General features: G+C 70.0%; 19 protein-coding genes. 15 read left to right on the top strand and 4 right to left on the bottom strand.

All coding sequences use genetic code 11. From position 1 onward, the window contains the following. Positions 1–10 precede the first annotated feature (10 nt). From ABID81_RS12830 to ABID81_RS12810, 5 genes are all read left to right on the top strand, one after another. The gene (locus ABID81_RS12830; RefSeq protein WP_354595170.1) at positions 11–658 is read left to right on the top strand and encodes a TetR/AcrR family transcriptional regulator; all 648 of its coding nucleotides are present in this window, start codon (positions 11–13) and stop codon (positions 656–658) included. Positions 659–786: 128 nt separating this feature from the next. Further along, positions 787–1,623: an ABC transporter ATP-binding protein gene (locus ABID81_RS12825; protein ID WP_354595169.1), complete on the top strand. Its 837-nt coding sequence runs from the start codon at positions 787–789 to the stop codon at positions 1,621–1,623. Next, entirely contained in the window at positions 1,620–2,309 is a 690-nt protein-coding gene (locus tag ABID81_RS12820) for an ABC transporter permease (RefSeq protein ID WP_354595168.1), read from the top strand. Before ABID81_RS12825 ends, ABID81_RS12820 begins: the two co-directional genes overlap by 4 nt. Beyond that, positions 2,306–3,046 (top strand): ABC transporter permease, encoded by a 741-nt coding sequence (locus ABID81_RS12815; RefSeq protein ID WP_354595167.1) that lies wholly within the window; start codon positions 2,306–2,308, stop codon positions 3,044–3,046. Before ABID81_RS12820 ends, ABID81_RS12815 begins: the two co-directional genes overlap by 4 nt. After that, positions 3,043–3,978, top strand: coding sequence for an ABC transporter substrate-binding protein (locus ABID81_RS12810; RefSeq protein WP_354595166.1), 936 nt, complete (start codon positions 3,043–3,045; stop codon positions 3,976–3,978). Before ABID81_RS12815 ends, ABID81_RS12810 begins: the two co-directional genes overlap by 4 nt. Before the next feature lie 118 nt (positions 3,979–4,096). Here the strand turns inward: ABID81_RS12810 and ABID81_RS12805 are convergent, their stop codons facing one another. Beyond that, positions 4,097–4,765 (bottom strand): DedA family protein, encoded by a 669-nt coding sequence (locus tag ABID81_RS12805; RefSeq protein WP_354595165.1) that lies wholly within the window; start codon positions 4,763–4,765, stop codon positions 4,097–4,099. 143 nt (positions 4,766–4,908) lie between these two features. On the opposite strand from ABID81_RS12805, the gene ABID81_RS12800 reads away from it, so the two are divergent. The 4 genes from ABID81_RS12800 to cydC are packed head-to-tail and all read left to right on the top strand — an operon-like array spanning position 4,909 to position 10,840. Next, positions 4,909–6,321, top strand: coding sequence for a cytochrome ubiquinol oxidase subunit I (locus tag ABID81_RS12800; RefSeq protein ID WP_354595164.1), 1,413 nt, complete (start codon positions 4,909–4,911; stop codon positions 6,319–6,321). A gap of 43 nt (positions 6,322–6,364) precedes the next feature. Beyond that, positions 6,365–7,366: a cytochrome d ubiquinol oxidase subunit II gene (cydB, locus tag ABID81_RS12795; RefSeq protein ID WP_354595163.1), complete on the top strand. Its 1,002-nt coding sequence runs from the start codon at positions 6,365–6,367 to the stop codon at positions 7,364–7,366. Positions 7,367–7,376: 10 nt separating this feature from the next. Continuing rightward, complete coding sequence (cydD, locus tag ABID81_RS12790; protein WP_354595162.1) at positions 7,377–9,023, top strand: thiol reductant ABC exporter subunit CydD; 1,647 nt, start codon at positions 7,377–7,379, stop codon at positions 9,021–9,023. Further along, positions 9,020–10,840, top strand: a complete 1,821-nt coding sequence (gene cydC, locus ABID81_RS12785) for a thiol reductant ABC exporter subunit CydC (protein ID WP_354595161.1) — start codon at positions 9,020–9,022, stop codon at positions 10,838–10,840. Before cydD ends, cydC begins: the two co-directional genes overlap by 4 nt. Positions 10,841–10,864: 24 nt before the next feature. On the opposite strand, the gene ABID81_RS12780 is transcribed toward cydC, so the two are convergent. Further along, a complete protein-coding gene (locus tag ABID81_RS12780) occupies positions 10,865–11,722 on the bottom strand; it encodes an aminotransferase class IV (RefSeq protein WP_354595160.1) in 858 nt (285 codons plus the stop codon). Positions 11,723–11,768: 46 nt separating this feature from the next. On the opposite strand from ABID81_RS12780, the gene ABID81_RS12775 reads away from it, so the two are divergent. The 5 genes from ABID81_RS12775 (at position 11,769) to ABID81_RS12755 (ending at position 18,752) form a co-directional block, all read left to right on the top strand. After that, complete coding sequence (locus ABID81_RS12775) at positions 11,769–13,193, top strand: anthranilate synthase component I family protein (protein ID WP_354595159.1); 1,425 nt, start codon at positions 11,769–11,771, stop codon at positions 13,191–13,193. A 180-nt stretch (positions 13,194–13,373) separates the two neighbouring features. Next, positions 13,374–15,920 carry a leucine--tRNA ligase gene (gene leuS, locus ABID81_RS12770; RefSeq protein WP_354595193.1) on the top strand — a complete coding sequence of 849 codons (2,547 nt, stop codon included), beginning with the start codon at positions 13,374–13,376 and terminating at the stop codon, positions 15,918–15,920. Between the two features lie 107 nt (positions 15,921–16,027). Further along, the gene (locus ABID81_RS12765; RefSeq protein WP_354595158.1) at positions 16,028–16,726 is read left to right on the top strand and encodes a helix-hairpin-helix domain-containing protein; all 699 of its coding nucleotides are present in this window, start codon (positions 16,028–16,030) and stop codon (positions 16,724–16,726) included. Continuing rightward, positions 16,723–17,502, top strand: a complete 780-nt coding sequence (locus ABID81_RS12760; RefSeq protein ID WP_354595157.1) for a hypothetical protein — start codon at positions 16,723–16,725, stop codon at positions 17,500–17,502. The genes ABID81_RS12765 and ABID81_RS12760 overlap by 4 nt, the downstream gene beginning before the upstream one ends. A 653-nt stretch (positions 17,503–18,155) precedes the next feature. Then, positions 18,156–18,752, top strand: coding sequence for a hypothetical protein (locus tag ABID81_RS12755; protein ID WP_354595156.1), 597 nt, complete (start codon positions 18,156–18,158; stop codon positions 18,750–18,752). A 407-nt stretch (positions 18,753–19,159) separates the two neighbouring features. Here ABID81_RS12755 and ABID81_RS12750 read toward each other — a convergent pair whose 3' ends face one another. Next, the gene (locus ABID81_RS12750; RefSeq protein ID WP_354595155.1) at positions 19,160–19,603 is read right to left on the bottom strand and encodes a hypothetical protein; all 444 of its coding nucleotides are present in this window, start codon (positions 19,601–19,603) and stop codon (positions 19,160–19,162) included. Between the two features lie 397 nt (positions 19,604–20,000). Next, on the bottom strand, positions 20,001–21,488 hold the full coding sequence (locus tag ABID81_RS12745; RefSeq protein WP_354595154.1) for a PD-(D/E)XK nuclease family protein: 1,488 nt from the start codon (positions 21,486–21,488) through the stop codon (positions 20,001–20,003). A 251-nt stretch (positions 21,489–21,739) separates the two neighbouring features. On the opposite strand from ABID81_RS12745, the gene ABID81_RS12740 reads away from it, so the two are divergent. After that, entirely contained in the window at positions 21,740–22,543 is an 804-nt protein-coding gene (locus ABID81_RS12740) for a hypothetical protein (RefSeq protein ID WP_354595153.1), read from the top strand. The last annotated feature ends 14 nt before the right edge of the window (positions 22,544–22,557 follow it).

The raw sequence follows: 22,557 nt of genomic DNA, 5'->3' as shown, positions 1-22,557 counted from the left end.
CGGAGAAACGTTGCTCGTCACCGACGTCAATGACGCACTGCCCGGGGGTTCACCGCTGCTCAGGAACGAGCCCGTCCAGGCCCGCAGCTCAGCGCGGCTCACCGGCCTGCTCGACGCGGCCGCGGCCATCATCGACGAGATCGGCTACGAGCGTCTGACGACGGCCATGGTGGCCGAGCGTGCGGGCGCCTCGATCGGCACCGTCTACCGGTACTTCCCCGACCGCATCGCCGTCGTCGACGCCCTCGCCCTCCGCTGCGTGCAGCGGCTGACCGGTCGCGTGACCGAGCTCGTGTCCGACGACGTCGTCACCGACTGGCGTCGTGCCGTCGAGTCGTTCGTCGACGCCAAGGCCGAGATGTACCGCAGCGAGCCCGGGTTCCGTGCGATCCGGTTCGGTGACGCACCCGACGTGCGCACGCCCGAGTCGCGCCAGTACACGAGTCCGCTGGCCGAGCAGCTGTCGGCCGTCTTCGTCGACCACTGCTCGGTCGTCCGCACCGACGAGCTCGAGTTGGGCCTGCAGGTCGCGGTCGAGATCGCCAACGCCCTGCTCGCGCGGGCGTTCATCGACGACGTCACGGGCGACGAGCGCTTCGTGGGCCAGTGCCGGTCGGTCCTGACGGGTTACCTCGAGCCGCTCGTCACCCTGCGCTGACCTCGCGGGCCGTGTGACGGCGTGTGTCCGCGGCCTCGGCGAGGTCGATGACACATCGTCGAGATCTGTGGTTGGGTGAACGCCCTGGCAAGTGTCGATTCGTGCTGCCCACGAGGAATGAGCCACCCATGATCGAGTTCCGTTCCGTGACGAAGCAGTACCCCGACGGCACCCTGGCGGTCGACGACTTCAGCCTCGTGATCCCCTCCCGCAAGACCACGGTCTTCGTCGGCTCGAGCGGTTGCGGCAAGACGACGATCCTCCGCATGATCAACCGCATGGTCGATCCGACCTCCGGCGTCATCGAGATCGACGGCAAGTCGATCGGCGACCTCGAGCCGGTGGCGCTCCGCCGCAGCATCGGCTACGTCATGCAGAACTCCGGTCTGCTGCCGCACCGCAAGGTCGTGGACAACATCGCCACCGTGCCCGTCCTCACGGGCACCTCGAAGCGGGCGGCGCGAGACCGGGCCCTCGAGCTGATGGACACCGTCGGGCTCGACCGCGGCCTCGCCCAGCGCTACCCGAGCCAGCTGTCGGGCGGGCAGCAGCAGCGCGTCGGCGTCGCCCGCGGACTCGCGGTCGACCCCAACATCCTGCTCATGGACGAGCCGTTCGGCGCCGTCGACCCGCTCGTCCGCTCCGACCTGCAGCAAGAGCTCATCCGCCTGCAGCGCGAGCTCGACAAGACGGTTGTGTTCGTCACGCACGACATCGACGAGGCCTTCTACCTCGGCGACCAGGTGGTCATCCTCGAGAAGGGCGGTCACATCGCCCAGCAGGGCAGCCCGGCCGAGATCCTCTCGGCGCCGGCGACCGACTTCGTGGCCGAGTTCGTCGGGGCCAACCGCGGCAAGCGCGCGCTCCACGTCGAGCAGACCCCGACCGGGCAGGTGGTCGTCGACGGCGACGGACGCACCGCCGGGGTGCTGACCGAGCCGGTCCGAGGTGGGCGGGCGTCGTGAACTGGATCGTGTCGAACAGCGACTACGTCCTCGACAAGACGATCGTGCACCTCGGCCTCAGCGTGCCCCCGGTCGTCCTGGCGTTCGTCATCTCGCTGCCGATCGGGTGGGCGGCCAACCGGTACACGCGGCTGCGGGGCGTCGTCCTCGCGGTCGCCGGACTCTTCTACGCCGTGCCCTCGTTCGCCCTGCTCGTCGTGCTGCCCGGTCTCATCGGCTACAGCATCCGCAGCAACACGAACCTCATCATCGGCCTCACCCTGTACGGCGTCGCCCTGATGGTCCGGTCGGTCGCGGACGGCCTCCAGTCGGTCGAGGCCGACGTGCGCCAGTCCGCCACGGCGATCGGCTACTCGGGGTGGCAGCGGTTCTGGCGCGTGGAGGTCCCGTTGGCCGGCCCGGTCCTGCTCGCCGGCCTCCGCGTCGTCCTGGTCAGCACCATCAGCCTGGCCACCGTCGGCGGCATCCTCGGCATCAACGGGCTCGGACTGCTCTTCAACGACGGGCTGCAGCGCGACATCATGGCCGAGATCGTGGCCGGCATCGTCCTCACCATCGTCATGGCGCTGGTCCTCGACGGTCTGCTGGTCCTGCTCGGTCGAGCCCTCATGCCCTGGACGAGGGGTCAGGCCCCGACCAGGGCGAACACGCCCACCTGGGCCCGGCAGAAGGTCGTGGCGCCGTGAACCTCTTCCTCGACGCCTTCGCCTGGCTGGGCGACCCCGCGCACCTCTCGGGAGTCGACGGGGTCCCCACCCGGTTGGGCGAGCACCTCTGGTACACGATCGTCGCCGTGGTCATCGCCTCGGTCCTCGCCATCCCGGCGGGCTACCTCATCGGACACACGGGTCGTGGCCGGACCCTCGCCGTCGCCCTGACCGGTGGTGCACGGGCCCTGCCCACCGTCGGGCTGGTGTTCCTGCTGGCGCTGCTCGTCGGCATCGGCATCACGGCGCCGATGATCGCCTTCGTCGTCCTGGCCATCCCCTCGGTGCTCGCCGGCGCCTACTCGGGTTTCGAGGCCGTCGACCGCAAGACCGTTGACGCGGCCAGGGCCGTGGGCATGACCGAGTGGCAGATCGTCACCAAGGTCGAGGTGCCCCTCGGGCTGCCGCTCCTCATCGGCGGCATCCGCTCGGCCACGTTGCAGGTCGTGGCGACGGCGACCATCGCCACCGTCGTCGGTGCCGGCGGCCTGGGCACCTACATCTTCCGTGGCCTGCGGTCGAACGACTACACCCAGATGCTGGCGGGTTCGATCGTCGTGATCGCCCTCGCCGTCGTCCTCGAGGTGGTCTTCTCGATCGTCCAGCGCCTGGTCGTCCCCGCCGGGGTCACGGCCGGTCGCCCCTCCGACACCCGCTCCAAGGCCGTCCGGGCCGGGGCGGTCACGGCAACACCCCTCACGAAAGGCACACAGTGATCACAGCGAACAAGAAGGGCCGGCTCACCGTTCTCGGTGCAGTCGCGATCGGGGCCATGGTGGCCCTGGCAGGGTGCGCGTCGAGCGACCCGCTGAGCTCGGGCGACTCGTCCGCGTCGAGCGACGGCGACACGCTCGTCATCGGCTCGCAGCAGTACTACTCGAACGAGATCATCGCCGAGCTGTACGCCCAGGCCCTCGAGGCCAAGGGCTACACGGTCGACCGTCAGTACCAGATCGGTCAGCGAGAGGTCTACCTGCCCGAGCTCGAGTCGGGCAAGATCGACGTCTTCCCCGAGTACACGGGCAACCTGTTGCAGTACTACGACAAAGAAGAGACCGCGAAGTCGCCCGAAGAGGTCGAGGCCGCCCTGGCCGAGGCCCTGCCCGACGGCCTGACGGCGCTCAAGGCCGCCGAGGCGTCCGACCAGGACAGCTACAACGTGACGAAGCAGTTCTCCGAGGACAACGACATCACGAGCCTCGCGGACCTCAAGGACTACTCCGGCACGCTGGCCCTCGGCGCTCCGCCCGAGAACGCCGAACGCCCCTACGGCCCTCCCGGCCTGAAGAGCGTCTACGGCGTCGACGTGACCTCGACCCCGATCGACGACGGCGGTGGCCCGCTGACGGTCAAGGCCCTCACCGACGGCAGCGTCCAGTTGGCCGACATCTACACGGCCAGCCCGCTGATCGCCGAGAACGACCTCGTCACCCTCGACGACCCCGAGAACATGATCCTGCCGCAGAACGTGGTCCCGATCGTGTCCGACAAGGTCGACTCCGACGCGCAGGACGTCATCGACAGCGTCGACGCGGTCCTGAGCCCCTCCGACCTGCAGCAGCTCAACTCGAAGAGCCAGACCGACAAGGAGTCCTCGGCCACCATCGCCAAGGACTACCTGACCGAGAAGGGCCTGCTCGACCAGTAGGCAGACCCCTCTGAGAGCCCCGTTCCGTCCGCGGAGCGGGGCTCTTTCGTCGTCCGGGTCCGCCGTCGCGGCCCGACGGGCGCACCCGGCGGGCGGCCGGGGTCCGAGGAGGCGCGGGTCAGGGGGTCTCGTCGCCCGCGTCCCCGTCGGGGTGCGCCATGTGCCGCTCCTCGCGGCGGTGGAGGAGCTTCTTGACGACGACCACCACGAGGGCGAACGCCACGATGATGCCGACGAAGACGTACCCGGCCTGGTGCAGTCGATCCGCGAGCTCGCGGTAGCTGCCCGCGGCCGCGGCCCCGACCGACACGTAGGCGAGCGCCCACAGGATGCACGCGGGCGTCGTCCACGCGACGAACGTCCGGTACCGCATGGGGCTCGTCCCGACGGTCAGCGGGATCAACGAGTGCAGCACCGGCAGGAACCTCGAGACGAAGACGGCGATGCCGCCCCGTCGGGCGAGGTAGTTCTCGGCGCGGACCCAGTTCGCCTCGCCGATGCGGCGGCCGAGGAAGCTCGCCCTGATGCGGGGCCCGAAGAAGCGACCGAGGGCGAAGCCGACGCTCTCACCCACCAGGGCGCCGAGCACGAGGGCGACCACGAGCGCCCCGAACTCGACCGGCGACGCCACCGCCGTCGCCGAGACGATGGCGACCGTGTCGCCCGGGACGACCAGGCCGAGCAGGACCGACGTCTCGAGCACCATGGCGACGCCCGCGAGCACCGTCCTCAGCACGGGGTCGACGGACTGCACGAGGTCGAGCAGGGTCGTCAGCAGGTCGTTCACCCGCCCGAGCCTATTCACAGCGAGTGCACGGCGCCCGGGGGTCCAAAACGACAGGTGTCGATTATCTGCGGACCTATGCTCGTCTCGTCCCGACGGTGCGACGCACGACCACCACCACCACCCGAGGGAGAAGGCGCATCCCGATGAACGAGCTGCTCGACCCGCTGCTGTTGTCCCGCTGGCAGTTCGGCCTCACCACGATCTACCACTTCCTCTTCGTGCCGCTCACGATCGGCATGGCCTTCACCGTGGCCGTCTTCCAGACGGCGTGGGTGCGCACCGGCCGCATCCACCACCTCCAGCTCACCCAGTTCTTCGGCAAGATCTTCCTCATCAACTTCGCGATGGGCGTCGTGACGGGCATCGTGCAGGAGTTCCAGTTCGGCATGAACTGGTCCGACTACTCGCGGTTCGTCGGCGACGTGTTCGGCGCCCCCCTCGCGCTCGAGGGCCTGCTCGCGTTCTTCCTGGAGGCCACCTTCATCGGCATCTGGATCTTCGGCTGGGACAAGGTGCCACCGAAGCTGCACCTGCTGAGCATCTGGGGTGCGACGGTCGGCAGCATCCTCTCGGCGTACTTCATCATCGCCGCGAACGCCTTCATGCAGAACCCGGTCGGCTACGACATCAACGAGGAGAAGGGTCGGGCCGAGCTCACCAGCATCTGGGAGGTCCTGACCAACAAGGTGGCCCTCGCGGCCTTCCCGCACACGATCTTCGCCTGCTTCATGGTGTCGGCCGCGGTCATCGTCGCGGTCGCCGCCTGGCACCTCTCGCGGAACCAGAACCTCGAGACCATGCGCCCGGCCCTCCGCTTCGGCCTCTGGACGATGGTCGTCGCCGGCGGGCTGACCTTCCTGACGGGCGACCAGCTCGGTCTCGCCATGGTCGAGACCCAGCCCATGAAGATGGCCGCCGCCGAGGCGCTCTACAAGACGAGCACCGGAGCCGACGCCTCGTTCTCGATCTTCACCCTGGGGACGCCCGACGGGGTGCACGAGCTCTTCAGCATCCGGGTGCCGTACCTGTTGTCGTTCCTGTCGACGCACACCTTCGACGGCACGGTCGAGGGGATCGACGACCTGCAGGCGCAGTACGTGCAGCTCTACGGCCCGGGCGACTACTCGCCCATGATCTGGGTGACCTACTGGTCCTTCCGCTGGATGATGGGCCTCGGCATGGTCAGCGTCCTCGTCTCGGTCGTCGGCCTCTGGATCACGCGGGGCGGCCGACTCCCGCAGAACCGGTGGGCCTGGCGCGCGGCGGTCTACAGCTACCCCATGCCGCTGCTCGCGATGATCGTCGGGTGGGTCTTCACCGAGATGGGTCGACAGCCCTGGCTCGTCTTCGGGCTGCTCAAGACCGAGGACGGCGTCTCGCCCGGGGTGACCGGCCTGACGGTGCTCATCTCGCTCGTCGCCTTCACCCTGGTCTACGGCACGCTCGCCGTCGTCGAGTTCAAGCTCATCGTGAAGGCCGCCCGGAAGGGGCCGGCCGACGCTCCCGAGCCCGATCCCGCGTCGGGCGAGATCCGCCACGAGGCGACGGTTTACTGATGCCCACGACCCCCACCGGACCCCCGCGAGAAAGGCACTGACCATGGACCTCCCCACCCTCTGGTTCGTCGTCCTCGGCTTCTTCTTCGTCGGCTACTTCGTGCTCGACGGCTTCGACTTCGGCGTCGGCATGTCGCTGCCCTTCCTCGGGCGCGACGACACCGACCGACGCGTGCTGATCAACACGATCGGCCCGGTCTGGGACCTCAACGAGACCTGGGTCATCGTCGCGGGCGCGTTCCTGTTCGCCGCCTTCCCCGAGTGGTACGCCACGCTGTTCAGCGGCTTCTACCTGCTGATGCTGCTCATCCTGCTGGCCCTGATCGCCCGCGGGGTCTCGTTCGAGTACCGGCACCAGCGCCCCGAGGCCTCGTGGAAGCGCCGCTTCGACCTGATGATCGTGGTCGGTTCGGCCGTGCCGGCGTTCGTCTGGGGCCTCGTCTTCGCCAACGTGGTCCAGGGCGTCCCCCTGGACGCGGGGCACGACTACACCGGGACGGTGCTCGACCTGCTCAACCCCTACGCCCTGCTGGGCGGCCTCACGACCCTGCTGCTCTTCTTCACGCACGGCGTGGTGTTCGTCACGCTCAAGACCGAGGGCGAGATCCGCGAGCGCGCCCGCCGCCTGGCCGTCCGTGCGGGGGTCGTCACGATCGTCGTCGCCGCGGGCTTCCTCGCCCTGACCTCGCTGATGCACGGCACCCTCGCGTCGACGGTGCTCTCGGCCGTGGCGGCCGTCAGCCTGATCGCGTCGTTCGTCGCGAACCTCCGTGGTCGCGAGGGCCGGTCCTTCGGCCTCATGGCCGTGACGATCGCGCTGGCGGTGGCCAGCCTGTTCGCGGCGCTCTTCCCCGCCGTGATGCCCGCCAGCAACGACCCGGCGAACAGCCTGACGATCGCGAACGCGTCCAGCTCCACGTACACCCTGACGATCATGAGCTGGGTCGCCCTCGTCTTCGTCCCGCTGATCCTGGGCTACCAGGGCTTCACGTACTGGATCTTCCGCAGACGGATCAGCCGTGCGGCGATCCCGGCCGCGCACTGAGCCGGCGTCCGTGAAGCCGCTCGACCCGCGCCTCCTGCGCCACGCCTCCGCCGCCCGGGTGTTCCTCGGGCTCGGCGCCCTGCTGGGCGTCGCCCAGACCGCCTCGATCGTGGCCGTGGCCTGGTTCACGACGTCGGCCGTGGTGCAGGTCGTCGACGGACGGGCCGCCGAGGGGCTCGCGACCACCCTGCTCGGGCTCGGCGTCTCGGTGGCTGCGCGCTCGCTCGCGGCCTGGGCGCTCGAGGTGACGGCCGCGCGGGCCGCGGCGCAGGTCAAGAGCCAGCTGCGGGCCCGGGTCGTCGCCGCGGTCGCGGACCGCGGCCGGGCCTGGGTCGACCGGCACTCGTCGGCACGGGTGGCCACCCTCGTCGGCCCCGGGCTCGACGCGCTCGACGATTACTTCGCCCGGTACCTGCCGCAGCTGGTGCTGACCGTCCTGGCGACTCCGCTGATCATCGCCGTCATGGCCTCGCGCGACTGGTTGTCCGCCGTGATCGTGGTGCTGACGCTGCCGCTCATCCCGGTGTTCATGGTGCTGATCGGGTGGACCACCCGGGCCGCCCAGGCCCGCCAGTGGGAGCGACTGACCCGTCTCGCCTCGTCGTTCGCCGACGCCGTGGCGGGCGTGTCGACCCTCAAGGCCTTCGGCCGCGAGCGTCGACAGGTCGAGCGCATCGGTCGCCTCACCGACGACCTCCGGGTCGAGACGGTCACGGTCCTGCGCGTGTCGTTCCTCAGCGGCTTCGTGCTCGAGCTCGCGGCGTCGCTGTCGGTCGCCCTCGTCGCCGTGTCGATCGGCATCCGGCTCGTCGAGGGGTCGATGGGGCTGACCGCGGGACTGTTCGTCCTGCTGCTCACCCCGGAGGCCTACCTGCCCCTGCGCCGGGTCGGAGAGAACTACCACGCCGCCGCCGACGGGGTCGCCGCGGCCGAGGAGGTCTTCGAGCTGCTCGACGACGAGCACGGCGTCGCGCGTGCGGTGTCCGCCGGTCCGCCGGTCGGGATCGAGCGCCGCTCCGTCGGCGCCCCGGCGGACGCCCTCGTCGTCGACCGGCTGACCGTGGACCGAGGAGGCGCGGTGCGGCTGCCCGAGACCTCGTTCGTCGCCGAGACCGGTCGCGTCACCGCCGTCGTCGGCCCGAGCGGTGCCGGGAAGTCCACCCTGCTCGACGCGGTGCTCGGGCTCGAACCGTGCGAGGGGCGGGTCGTCTGGCGGTCGTCGGGCCGGGCTCCCGCCCGGTCCGAGATCTCGTGGTCGGGGCAGTCGCCCCGGCTCTCGTCCGGCACGGTGGCCTGGAACGTCGCCCTGGGCGAGGGGGGCGAACCCGACGCCGCGGCCGTGGTCCGGGCCCTCGACCTGGCGGGTGCGGCCGGGCTCGACCCGGCGCTCGTGCTCGGCGCCGGGGGCGAGGGGCTGTCCGGGGGGCAGGCGCAGCGGGTGTCGGTCGCCCGGGCCCTGTACCGGCTCGACCGGGTGGGGTCGCGCCTCCTGCTGGTCGACGAGCCGTCGTCGGCCCTCGACCGCATCACCGAGGCGCGCGTCGTCGCGGGCCTGCGGCGCATCGCGGCGACGGGGGTCGCCGTGGTGGTCGTCACGCACCGCCGGGCCGTCAGCGACGCGGCCGACCTCGTCGTGACGATCGGAGGCGCCTCGTGACGCGCTCGCTGCTCCGCACCGCCCAGCCCGGTCCGCGACGGGCGGCACCCGGCATCGTCGCCGGGTCGCTGAGCGCGCTGTCGGCGGTGGCCCTGCTCGCCGCGTCGGCGTACCTGATCACGCGGGCGGCCGAGCAGCCGCCCATCCTCTACCTCTCGCTGGCCGTCGTCGGCGTCCGCGCCTTCGCCCTGACCCGGGCGGCGTTCCGCTACGTCGAACGCCTCGCGAGCCACGACGCGGCCTTCCGGCAGCTGGCGGTCGTCCGCACCGAGCTCTACCGGCGGCTCGTCCGCGTGGCGCCGGCCGGCCTCGGGCGCACGGACCGCGGCGACCTCCTGGCGCGCGTCGTGGGGGACGTCGACGCCCTGCAGGACCTCCCGCTGCGGGTCGTGCAACCGCTCGTGGTGTCGGGCCTCACCTCGGTCGTCGCCGTCGTCGGCGTCGCCCTCGTCTCACCCGCGGCGGCGGCCGTCCTGGCCGGCGCGCTGGTCGTGGCCCTCGTCGTCGGGTGCGTCGCGGCCGACCGGCTCGCCCGACGGAACGAGCGCACCCTCGTGGCTCGGCGGGGGGCACTGTCGACGGCCGTGGTCGACCTCGTGCAGAACCTCGACGTCCTCGTGGCGTTCGAGGCGGTCGAGGCCCAGCTCGGCCGGGTCGCGACGCTCGACGCCGACCTGCGCCGCGCCTCCTCGCGTCGGGCCCTCACCGCCGGCGTCGTCGCCGCGGTCCTGTCGGCGCTCTCGGGTGCCGCCGTGCTCGCCACCGTGCCGGTCGCGGCGCCTGCCGTGGCCTCGGGCGACCTCTCGGGGCCGGCCTTCGCGCTGGTCGTGCTCGTGCCGCTCGCCGTGTTCGAGGTCGTCGGGGCCGTGCCGACGGCCGTGCTCGCCTGGCGACGGGTGCGGGCGAGCGGCGAGCGCGTGGACTCGGCCGTGCCGGACGAGGTGCCGGTCGGCGTCGTGGACGACGGAGCCGTCGGCCCGGTGGACGTCGACGCCGTCGCCCCGGGGCGCGTCGGAGCCGACGCCCACACGGCGGAGGTGGGCCCCGCACCCGGTGGGTCGACGTCCCCGGCGTCGTCGGCGACGGCGCGGGCGACGCCGCCGCCGGCGCTGCGCCTCCGTGACGTCTCGGCGACCTGGCCCGGGGCCGCGGGGCCGGCCCTCTGCGGCGTCGACCTCGACGTGGCGGTGGGCGACCGGATGGTCGTCGAGGGTCCGAGCGGGGCCGGCAAGACCACGCTCGCCTCGGTGCTCGCGCGCTTCGTCGAGCACACCGGTCGCTACGAGGTCGGGGGAGTCGACACCGCGACGCGGCCACCGGCGGCCGTCCGGGCGACGGTGGGCCTCATCGAACAGGCGCCCCACCTCTTCGACGAGTCGCTGCGACAGAACCTGCTCTTCGCCCGCGACACCGCCACCGACGACGAGTTGCTCGGCGTGCTCGACCGCGTCGGGCTCGGACGCTGGGCCGCCGAGCGCGGCGGTCTCGACGCTCCGGTGGGTGAGCGTGGCGCCCTCGTCTCGGGTGGTCAGGCCCAGCGCATCTCGCTGGCCCGTGCCCTGCTGCGGGGCTTCCCGGTGCTCGTTCTCGACGAGCCCACGGCCGGCCTCGACCCCGAGACCGCCGGTCGGCTCGTGCGCGACGTCCTCACGACGGCACGCGACGACGGCGCCACGGTCGTCGTGATCTCGCACGTCGAGGTGCCCGCCGACCTGGTGACGCGTCGCGTCCGGGTCGAGGCGGGTCGGCTGCGCGAGATCGAGGCGTCGTCGTCCGTCGACTCCGACGGCGGACCCGAGCCGTGGGTCCGCGGCTGACCCCCGCTCCGGTCGGCGCCGCGGTCAGGCGTCGATCGGCCGACGGAGCCGGTCGAGCCGGCCGCGCCAGAGCCCGAGGCGACCGGGCTCCTCGGCGGGTGACGGCCCCCCGACCCAGCCGGTGACGATGCGCGGGCCGTGCAGCGCGCCGAGGCTCCACACCTCGAAGCCGTCGAGCTCGTCGGGGCGGGTGCGGTCGTGCAGCACGTCGACTCCCAGGACGGCGGCGAGGGTCGTCAGGGTGCGGAGCGTCACGCCCGGCAGGCGCGGCAGGTCGTCGGCCGGCAGGCAGAGGGCGTCGCCGCGCCACCAGACGATCGAGCTCCAGGCTCCCTCGACGACGTGACCCTCGGGCGAGAGCAGCACGGCTTCGTCGGCTCCGCGCGCGCGGGCGTCCGCGACGAGCGCACCCAACGCCGCGAGGTCGGGCCCCTTGACCGTGGGCCGCGTCCGTGGGTCGTGGTCCGCCGTCGCGAGGACGACCGAGCGGCGACGCGGGGGAGCGGGCCGGAGGCGCAGCTGCAGCCGCGCGCCGCCGCCCCCACCGGGCCGCCCGTCCGGGCGGTCGACCGCGACGAGCTCGACGCGGGGGAACCACGCGCCCGTCCGGGGCAGGGCCGCGACGGCGGCCGCCCAGAACGCCGCCGGTTCGCCGGCGTCGGGGCCGGTCGTGACGTCCGGGCGCGCCAGCGCCTCGGCCACCGAGCCGGTGAACCGGTCGCGGTGCACGTCGAGGGCGAGCACCCGCCCGTCGTCGACGAGCCACGAGTCGGCGACGAGGAGGCGCGGGTCGGCCTCGCCGTCCCGCCAGCCCTCGGACGGACGCAGCTCGCCGCCCTGCCAGACGTGCAGCACCGTGCCGCCCGGCGCCCCCGCGCTCATCGCTCCACACTCATCGGGTCGCCGTTCCGCTCATAGGATCGAGGGTATGCGCCCCGCGGTCGTCCGATCCTCCCTGCCGTGGCGCGACCCCGAGTCCGTGGTGCGGCACCTGGCCGCGACCGACGACGTCGTGTGGCGGGACGCGGGTCTCGACGCCTCGCGGGGGCGCTCGATCGTCGGCTGGGGCCGCCCCGCGACGGGCGACGTGCGCGACGGGGGCGCCGACCGGCTCTGGCAGGCGGTGCGCGACGACCTCGCCGACGTCGAACCAGGCAGCGACCCGCTCGGCTGGGCCGGTTGGCTCGGCTACGGCTTCGGCTGCCGGTTGATCGACCGGGACGCCACCGCGGGGCACCGGCCGGCGGCCACGTCCGCGACCACGGCCGCCGAGGGGGACGCCCCCGACGTCGCCCTGCTCGACGTCGACCGTGCCCTCGTGTTCGACCACGCCGCTCGCTCGGTCGAGGCCGTGGCGCGCGCGGGCGACCCGTGGCCCGGCCGGGTCGCCGAGACCTGGGGCGACGTGCCCGTCGAGCCGCCGGTGCCCGGGCCGACCCGCGCCTCCTCCGGCGGGTCGGACACCCCGACGGCCCGCTGGCGGCACCGGCCGGGCGAGTACCTCGACCTGATCGACCGCTGTCGCCGGGCCATCACGGCGGGCGAGGCCTACCAGCTCTGCCTGACCACGGCGGTCGACGTCGCGGGCGGGGTCGACGCCCTCGAGGCCTTCGCGCACCTCCGTCGTTCGTCGCCGGCGCCGCACGCGTCGTTCGTGCGGATCGGCGACGTGTCGGTCGTGGGGGCGTCGCCCGAGTCGTTCGTCGAGGTGTCGACCGACGGCCTCGTCTCGTCGTCGCCGATCAAGGGCACGCGACGGCGCGGCTCGGGGGCCGACGACGCCTCGCTCGCCCTCGAGCTGCTCGAGAGCGAGAAGGAGCGCGCCGAGAACGTCATGATCGTCGACCTCGTGCGCAACGACCTGGCCCGCGTGGCCCGTCTCGGCTCGGTCGAGGTCGTCGAACTGCTCGCGGTGCACTCGTACGAGCACGTCCACCAGCTGGTGAGCACCGTCAGGGCGCGACTCGCACCCGGACGCACGGCGACCGACGTGGTCGAGGCGGCGTTCCCGGCGGGGTCGATGACCGGGGCGCCCAAGCGCCGCGCCGTCGAGCTGCTGGCCGGGTTCGAGGGGGCACCCCGGGGCGTCTACTCGGGCGCGACGGGGTGGCTAGGGCGCGACGGGTCGGCGCACCTGGCGATGGTCATCCGGTCGATCGAGGTGCACCGGGCCCTGGCCGCCGCCCCGGGGCGCCCCGCGCGACCGGCCGGGGCGCGCGTCGGCGTGGGCGGCGGCATCACGATCTCGTCGGTGCCGGCCGACGAACGCGACGAGGTCGAGCTGAAGGCCGCGGCCCTGCTCGCCGTCCTCGGCGTCAGCGCGGCCGACGGGGGCCCGGTGCGCATGTCGTGACGCGGCGCGGCGTTCGGTAGCCTTGTCGCGGATCGCTGCGCTCAGCGCACGTCGTCGTGCCCAGGCACGGGCGGTCCGCCCCCACCGCACCGACTGCCAGCAGTGAATGAGAGCCCCGTGGCACACGAGCACGACACGACCGCGACCGACGCCTCCTCGGCCAGCACGCCCCACGACGGCGTGCCCGAGCGCGAGTACGACGTCGCCCGCCTGCAAGAGAAGTGGCAGGCCCGGTGGGACGCCGAGCAGCCCTTCGTCGTCGACCCCGACGACAAGCGTCCGCGCAAGTACATCCTCGACATGTTCCCGTACCCCTCGGGCGACCTGCACATGGGGCACGCCGAGCAGTACGCCCTGGGCGACATGGTGACGCGCTACTGGCGGCAGCAGGGCTTCAACGTCCTGCACCCGATCGGCTGGGACAGCTTCGGGCTGCCCGCCGAGAACGCGGCCATCAAGCGCGGGGTCGACCCCCGCGAGTGGACGTACGCCAACATCGCGCAGCAGAAGCAGAGCATGAAGCTCTACGCGCCGTCGTTCGACTGGAGCCGGGTGCTGCACACGAGCGACCCCGAGTACTACAAGTGGAACCAGTGGCTGTTCCTCGAGATGTACAAGAAGGGCCTCGCCTACCGGAAGGACAGCTGGGTCAACTGGGACCCGGTCGACCAGACCGTGCTCGCCAACGAGCAGGTGCTGGCCGACGGGACGAGCGACCGGTCGGGTGCCGTCGTCGTCAAGAAGAAGCTGACGCAGTGGTACTTCAAGATCACCGACTACGCGGACCGCCTGCTCGACGACCTCAACCAGCTCGAGGGTCGCTGGCCGACCAAGGTGCTCAACATGCAGCGCAACTGGATCGGCCGGTCGATCGGTGCCGACGTGCACTTCACGATCGAGGGTCGTGACGAGAAGGTCACCGTCTTCACCACGCGCCCCGACACCCTCTACGGCGCGACCTTCATGGTCGTCGCCCCCGACTCCGACCTGGCGGCCGAGCTCGTCGCCGACGCGACGGACGACGTCAAGGCGACCTTCGCCGAGTACCTCGTCGAGGTGCAGAAGGCCACCGAGATCGAGCGCCAGTCGAGCGAACGCCCCAAGACCGGCGTGCCGCTCGGCCGGGTCGCGGTGAACCCGCTCACGGGCGACCCGATGCCGGTCTGGGCCGCCGACTACGTGCTGGCCGACTACGGCCACGGCGCGGTCATGGCCGTGCCCGCGCACGACCAGCGCGACCTCGACTTCGCCCGCAAGTACGACCTGCCGGTGCGCGTCGTGGTCGACACGAACGCGCCCGTCACGGGGGTGATCCCCAAGCTCGAGCTCGACGAGGACGGCCAGGCGATCCTGCCCGACGACCTGTCCGACCTGAACCCCCGCGAGACGGGCGTGGCCCTGACCGGCGACGGCCGCCTGATGAACTCGGGTGCCCTGACCGGCCTCAGCAAGTCGAACGCGATCAAGCGCGTCGTCGAGCTGCTCGAGGCGTCCGGCGACGGCAAGGCGGCCAAGACGTACCGCCTGCGCGACTGGCTGATCTCGCGCCAGCGTTTCTGGGGCACGCCCATCCCGATCGTGCACGGCGCCGACGGCGTCGAGGTGCCCGTGCCCTACGACGAGCTGCCCGTCCGGCTGCCGTCGACCGAGGGCCTCGATCTCAAGCCGAAGGGCAGCTCGCCGCTCGGCGCCGCCGAGGACTGGGTGAACGTGCCCGACCCGCGCGACGGGTCACCGGCGCGCCGCGACGCCGACACGATGGACACCTTCGTCGACAGCTCGTGGTACTTCCTGCGGTTCCTCGACCCGAACGACGCCGATCGCGCCTTCGACCCCGCCCAGGCCGGCAAGTGGGCGCCGGTCGACCAGTACGTCGGTGGCGTCGAGCACGCCATCCTGCACCTGCTCTACGCACGGTTCATCACGAAGGTGCTCTTCGACCTCGGCCACGTCGACTTCACCGAACCCTTCAGCGCGCTGCTGAACCAGGGCATGGTGCTGCAGGACGGCGCGAAGATGAGCAAGAGCAAGGGCAACGTCGTCAGCCTGTCCGACGAGATCGACGCGCACGGCGTCGACGCGATCCGCCTGACGATGGCCTTCGCCGGCCCGCCAGAGGACGACATCGACTGGGCCGACGTCTCGCCGGCCGGCTCGGCCAAGTTCCTCGCCCGGGCGTTCCGCCTCGCGACCGACGTCGACAGCTCGCCCGACGTGGTCTGGGCCGACGGCGACCAGGCGCTGCGCCGGGTCACGCACCGGTTCCTCGCCGAGGCCCCCGGGCTCAGCGAGGCCTTCAAGTACAACGTCGTCGTGGCCCGCCTGATGGAGCTCACCAACGCCGTCCGCAAGGCGATCGACTCGGGGCCCGGCGCCTCCGACCCGGCCGTGCGCGAGGCGACCGAGACCGTGGCGCTGGGGCTGTCGCTGTTCGCGCCCTACACGGCCTCCGAGATGTGGGAGAAGCTGGGCTACGACGGCGGCGGCATCGCCACGTACGGGTGGCGCAAGGCCGACCCGACGCTGCTCGTCGAGACGAGCGTCACGGCCGTGGTGCAGGTCAACGGCAAGGTGCGCGACCGGCTCGAGGTCTCGCCGAAGATCGGCTCGGACGAACTCGAGGCCCTCGCCCGCGACTCGGCCGCCGTGCAGCGCGCGATCGGCGACAAGCAGATCGTCAACGTCATCGTGCGGGCTCCGCGTCTGGTGAACATCGCGGTGAAGTAGGCCCCGTCGGGGGCGCCTCGTCCCCACCCCGTCGACGGCCGTCCTGGTTCCCCAGGGCGGCCGTCGCCGCGTGTGCGGGTGACCGCCCGCTCGTAGCGTGACGGGCCATGACCGTCAGCTTCCGCACCGCCGTCGACCCGTCCGACCCGGGTGGTCCGCGGTGGCGCGTGGGCCTCGGAGCGGTCGTCGTGCTCCTGCTGGTCGTCCTGGCCGTGAGCGTCGGCGTGTCGGCGTTCGCGACCCGAGGAGGCGCGGCCGGCGACCTCGTGACCGTCGAGCCGGGCACCGGGGCGGGGCCGTCCGCAGGGCCCGGCACCGCGCCTCCCGGAGGTGCCCCGGTCGTCTTCGTGCACGTGCACGGCCAGGTGGCGTCGCCCGGCCTGTTCGAGCTGCCCGAGGGCTCGCGCGTCGTCGACGTGGTGGCGGCCGCCGGCGGCTTCACCGCCGAGGCGGACCAGGCGGCCGTGAACCTCGCTCGGCCGCTCGTCGACGGAGAACAGCTTCGGGTGCCGGCCGTGGGCGAGATGCCCGACGGCCCGACGGCGGCCGGCGGGCCGGGTGGCGGGGGCGGCACCGGTGGGGACGCCGTCGGCGGTGCGGGTGCGGGTGCCGGGGGCGTGATCGACCTGAACCTGGCCGACGACGCGACCCTGCAGACCCTGCCCGGGGTCGGTCCGGCGACGGCAACCGCGATCCTGGCCTGGCGTGACGAGAACGGGCGCTTCCGCAGCGTCGACGACCTGCTCGGCGTGCCGGGCATCGGCCCGAAGACCCTCGAGAAGCTGCGCGACCGGGTGCGGGTGTGACGCCCGGGCGGGTGCTCGACCTGCGGCTCGGGGTGCCGGTGGGCGTGGCGTGGGCCGGGCTCGCGGTCGGGGTGACGCGGCCGGGGCTGCTGGCGCTCGTCGCCACGGTCGCGGTCGTCGTCGGGGCGGTCGCTCTCGGGGCCGCTGTCGTGACCCGCCCGGCCGGGGGTGTGATCGGGGCCGTCCTGCTGGTGGTGGTCCTGGGGGCCGGGCTCTGCGCCGGGCTGACGGGTCAGGCCGCGGCGCGTGACGAGATCCGTCACCCGCCGGTGCTCGTGTCGGCCGTGGGTCACGCCGTGACGGTCGAGGGTCGCACCCTTGACCGGGTCGAGGGCCGGGTCGACGTGCTGACCCTGTCGGTCGACCGGGTCGACGTCGGCCAGGGGGCGGTGGTGCTCCGGTCGGCCGTGCCCGTGCGGCTGTTCGGTGCGCGGGCCGGCTCCGCTCGCCCGGTCGAGATCGGTTCGCGCGTGTCGGCCCGGCTCGTGCCGGGCCCCGTGAGGTACGGCGAGTCGGTCGCGTTCGAGGGCGGCTCGGTCGGGCGGCTCGACGTCCTGGCCGAGCCGGGTGGGGCCTCGGCCTGGTCGAACGGGCTGCGGTCGTCCTTCCGCGCCGTGGCGGCACGTCTGCCGGGTGACGGCGGCGCCCTGCTGCCGGGGCTCGCGATCGGCGACACGTCGGGCGTGCCCGACGACCTCGACGCCGACATGACGGCGGCGTCGCTCAGCCACCTCACGGCGGTGTCCGGAGACACACTACGGAAGGGATGTGCGTGACTTTTGATTACGCGACCCTGGGATTGAGCGTGCGTAGCCAGGCGGTTGACACCCTGCTGCGGGTTGACGGTGGATGCTGCCGCCCACATGGTCGCTCGCGGCAGATGTGGCACTCTGAACCCTTGTGGCGACGTGGGACACGTCCGCGGCCACCTTGCTCGTGGCGACCGCTGACCTTAGCAAGTCTGTGGGGACGGTAGTCCAGGGCGCCTTGAGTGGTAAGGCGGACATCTGGAGCCTCGCCACCGTCGCGTCCAGGGGTGACTGCACAGCCCTCATCAACAAGCCGCCGATTCAGGTGGCGTAGACGGATGGGCAGACAGCTGCCGCTGCTCCTGTTCGGAGCGTCGCCGGGAAGACCGGGACAGTCACACTCGCTCAGTGCAGCATCGCCAAGTTCACGACCGACCTCGCCGATCTCATGACTGACCGCGCTACCAACCTCACGATCATGACGACCCTCATCACTTCGGCCTCGAACGTGACTACTAGCGGCGCAGGTACGAGCGCAAATCCCTAGACGATCACTGCTGCTACCGGCGGCGGTGAGAGCGCTTACCTGGTGGTGGTCACCTACTGACCCTAGCCAGGAGGTATCTCCGGACGCTCTAGCGGCACACCGCTGAACGCAACACCTCGGCTAGATTCGCCACGTGGATGTTTGGGAATGGGCGGTCGACAGCTGGAACTTCTTCTGGGGCACCTGGTGGCCGACGATCGACTGGGGTAACGCGCCAGCGTGGTTCGGATCGTTCTTGTCGAGCGGTTCCTTGGTGCTAGCCCTGACGATCCTCATGCGAGACCGCAATGAGAAGCGCCGCGAAGCCGCGGACAAGTTCTCTACCTGGTGGTCATCGAGCTACAAGGGCAAGAACCTGCGCGGTGAAGACGTTCACATATCCGATATCTACTGCTTCAACGCGAATAAGTCTCCGATCCCCAATGCGTCCGTTGGCACTCTCATTGACGACGACGCATGGGTGAACCTCCCATTTATTGAGGATGAGTATGGCGATGAGCACCCGATCAAAGGTGAATCGGGGGTACTCCTGAAAATAAAATCGAAGGTTCCTCACGACCTGAAAATGCTGACAGTGGAGTTTTTTGACACCAACGGGAAGGCGTGGCGTCGATACATCCTGAGCGGGAAGTACCTCTCAGAGCGGGAATGGAAGAAATTCCGGAAATCCGTCCCCGACGCCCCCCGCCTGATAGGCGAGGACCATATGGACTACTCTGAATTAAAGTAATATATGTCAAGATAACTTTACAAAACGTGTCGATATGCGTGATTGGCCAGCTACCCCGTTGAGTGGCCGGCTGTTCTGCGGGGGAATTGCGTCCGTGCGCCGCGTCATACACGTGGCGGACGGCCTGGCTGATGCGGTCGCGCGAGGAGGCCTCGTGGCCGTTCGCGTTCACCCACTCCTGGACTTTCGCGAGCCCATCCGAGTTCCCGTGCTTGGCCCGAAGACATCGCCGCCTGCTTCTACCGCAAAAGGTTCGGGATAGTAGAGGACGTCGACGGTAGCGTGCGAACCCACAGCGGCGATCCGGGTGTCTGGCGCGCAGATCCTTACTCCGCGGCGCCCGTCCTCCTCGGCGCAACAAGCCCACAGCCCATCGGTTGCGGGGTTTTCATTCTTTGAGGAGAGCTTCAGCCGTCGAGGTCAGTCAGAACGAAGTCAGAGATCTCCTCGAGCACCGCACCAGACGCCGGGAACGGGTTGTCCTCCCGGTCAGCGACCTCGATCATCACGACGTCGCCGTCACGAATCAGGGCCTTGAACCGGTCGCCGACAGTGAGGGTCAGGTCGCCGGCCATCTCGCGCGATTCGGAGACCGTATTCCACTTGTGCGACTCTGCCTCAGCGACGGCAACGGAGACAGCTTTCCCGACAGCCTCTGTTTGCCCCGGCCGGTACTTGTCCCAGAGGTACTTCCCACCTGCAACAGCGACAACACCGACGGCCACGACAGCGGCACCCTTGCCGAAGCCCTTGGCCGCGGCGAGCTTCTCAATTGCCGCGAGCATCAGCTCGGGACCACCCTCGGCCTTCGCGCGCGTGGTGAGAGCGATGTACTCGTCCATGTTGCCCATGTGGTCTCCTGTCGGGTTCGGGTGTCGAGAGCCTACTGGTGACGATGGCTCGTCTCCCACCTGGTTGGCAGCCCGGAAGAAGACCTCTGGACGCGTGCGGGACAAGGGCTGAAGCGGTCGCAGAGCGGGACGCGCAGTAGATGATGCGGGGCGGCGGCTCCCGCTGCAGGATGACCGGCGCCTCTACCTGGTCGTCGCGCTCGTTCAACGAGGACAGTAACAGGGCTGCCCACGTCTCCTGGCCTTACTGATAGGGGAATTGCACCTTGATCGCCTCACCTGGGCCGACGGTCCGATGGGAGCCGTCATCGTTGTCGCGAACCAACGGGCCAAGGCGGAGCGGCTGACTATCAAGCCAAGCTTTGACACGATGGACGCGCCTAGCTCTTTGCCTCTCCTAGATTGCTTCAACGATCGGATAGCCGGAGGCAGCGAAGTGCTGGATCAGCGGTAGATGAATCTTTCGCCCTGCCTGCGTGGAGCTCCTATATCCAAGCTGCCACGACACCCAGTATCGGCCGTTGTCGAGTAGCAGCGCGCCTATACGGTCGCGCAGCGCAATCTGCTGTTCCCGGTAGCGCAGGGCAGCCGAAGGCGAGTACGCGTATACGTCGGGATCTATGACGATATCTAAACCGGTGAACGCATTGCCCGTTGGAGTGCCTACGACCCTCGAAACGACCTCCCCGAACTGGCGGGAGAAATCGGCCACCGTCCTGACGCGCTGTTGCTCCGCAAAGGCGAGCGCAATTTTCTGCAACACTTCAATCTTCGTGAGGCTTTGCACACGATCGCTGCCCCAGAAGTACTTCGACGTGTCGTTGAAGCTTCGGGGCGGACGGTGATTCCAGATGTGTTCAATGAGGCGACCGAACTGGGCTTCCGACACTGGTTGATCCGCGAGAGCGTTCACTTCCGCGATTGTCGCAGCCACACCACCCGCAACGGCTCGCGCCGCCGCTAGATACTGCTCATCTCCGGGCCGCTGGTGGTCCTCGTCGATAATGCCCAGCGCGCTTGCCAGCCCGGCCAGTTCGGGGGCGAGGTTTCGCTCGTCGGGGCTGGAAGCGGTGGGAAAGCCGTCGTCGCCGAACAGCCGGTTAATCTGGCGGTTGAGTGATCTCTCGAATCGACGGTGGATTGCGCGGCGGAAATCCCGCACAATTTTCTCCGCGTCGCCGAGTCCCGTTGCCACTAGCGTGTGCTCGACCTTTGTCAGTAGATCCACGAGTTGTGCGTAGGTCACTGTGCGGAATTCGGGGTCTTCAGCAGCTTCGCCCTCGCGAGGTGTCAGGTAGACGAAGTGCCTGCCCGTGTCCGGAACCTCACGATAGTCCCCGGTCGCGGCCTCCCACTGCCGTGCACGCCTGCGAACGCGATTCTTCTCATTGGGATCGAGCGATGAGGCGTCAATGGCGGAGAAGATCGCTGGAAAGTCGCCGCGAACCACCCAGTTGTACCAGCGGGTCTGCCCGACGCCGAGCCCGCTGCGGGGGTGCTCGATCGTGCCGGTCTTGTTCTCGACGACGAGCGTTAGCGTTGGGCGACCCTCTTCATCGTGATCGACGAGCAGTACGTCTATGCTCCGCCATTCGCGCGGGTGCACTCGAGCTCGAGACGAGATGAGCGGCGCCGCTTCGCCGCCGTATGCGGCGTTCACGAAGCTTTGGGCGAAGGATGTTCCGAGGCCGTGGTTTTCTTGCGGGTTGAGAAGCCAGCCGATCATCTTGCTGTATCGAATCTCGCCCGCGGCATCGCCGTAATCGATCACGTCCCAAAAGTTCGGAACCGGGTCGAGAATCTCTTTAAGCACCAACGCGCTCTCCCCGCCGATCAGTCCCACCAGCGCCGCCGCGAGATCGGTCGCTCTGTGCGAGTTTGTCATTGGGTTCCGCCTATCTCGAAAGTCAGGACTAGCCGACGCTGGCGTCGAGCAGGCGGGCAGCCGCATCTTGACGGAGCGCTCAAGTACGAGGTCATGCGTGACGTGCGCGATAAATCTCTATCCGGATCCGGCAAATTTATCAGGGGCGCGTCGCTGGCTATAACTATTCTGGATCAGATGCGAGCATTCATGACCGGACTGGAGTTCACAGAAGGCATTCGAGTCATCGTGGCGAATGGAGGCGAGCGACGATGGACGGCGAGGGCATAGGGCTGGCTGAGCTGGTCGATCGGGGGCTAATTTCGGAACCACACCTCGCATCGTCTACGGACACCCTCCGTCGCCTACTCCCGTACCAGCTAGCTGACGGGACTCCCGTCCGTTGGCGGGAGGAGGAAGTGACGGCATTTATGGGGACGGCCACCGGAGCCCTGCAGAGAGGAATGCTTCGCGCGCTCACCACAGCGGCAGGTATGGCATGGCGGGACGACCACCGGCTCATCACGGGCGGGGAGCTTCTGGCGGCTTCGGAACGCGGCCGGCTCGGCAACCGCAACCTTGACCTCGTCATAGCGCGATGGAACGACGTTAGATGTTGGTGGGTACCGTTGGCGGCCGTGGAGGCCAAGTTTAACGCCCAGGTGAACGGTACGTGGAAGTGCTCGAACCCAGAGCACAAGGGTAAGTACACGAACCAGATCATCTGCTACCCGATGGGGTGCGGCCATGCCGATCTTCGGCATTACGAGATGAATCCGGCGGCGTCCTCACCATTCGTGTGGCTTTGGAATAGGGACGCGCGGAGTCTCGCCGACGCCCGGATGGGCTTGTCCTCGAAAGATCAGCACGACCCGAGCTACGCGAGGGCATGGGCAGACGGGTGGGAAGCGCAAGAGCGATACCGCAAAGTGTGGAAGGTTCAGACCTGGTCGCGGCTGCGTGCTGCCGTCGTTGCTGAGCTTGAGGCTGATGGGTTCGAACGATACATCATCGACGCCTGTCTTCGCCCCTTGACAAACCGGCCCATGCCCCGAGGTTGGAAGTTGGCAAGTTAGGCCGCTTGCTCGTG

The sequence above is a fragment of the Frigoribacterium sp. PvP054 genome, assembly GCF_040547465.1.
Taxonomy (GTDB): Bacteria; Actinomycetota; Actinomycetes; order Actinomycetales; family Microbacteriaceae; genus Frigoribacterium.
The sequence above is the reverse complement of the archived record's forward strand: the minus strand, read 5'-3'. Positions and strand labels throughout refer to the sequence as shown.